1 protein-coding gene is annotated in these 253 nt (G+C 65.2%); it reads left to right on the forward strand.

The features are described 5' to 3' along the window. A partial coding sequence (locus tag E5W87_RS35835; RefSeq protein WP_367118923.1) for a glycoside hydrolase family 3 C-terminal domain-containing protein occupies window positions 1–253 on the forward strand: 253 nt, incomplete at both ends.

Genomic DNA, 253 nt, shown 5'->3' on the forward strand with positions numbered 1-253 from the left:
GATCGTGGGCGAGGGAGCCCGCACTCCCGTCATCCAGGGTTCCGGCTGCGCCACGACGCCTCCGACCTCGGTGGACGTGCCGTTGGATGAAATCCGGAAACTCGCCGGTGCCGATATCCAGATCGAAATCTTCCGGGGGACGAGCGGGATCGCCGAGGACTGCGAGATGCTGATTGCGGAAGCGGAGAAGGGTGCCGCCGGGGCCGACGTCGTGATCGTGTTCGTCAATGTCGAGAGCGGCTATGACGGCGAG

Origin of the sequence: Mesorhizobium sp. (assembly GCF_004962925.1) — a bacterium.
GTDB lineage: Bacteria > Pseudomonadota > Alphaproteobacteria > Rhizobiales > Rhizobiaceae > Mesorhizobium.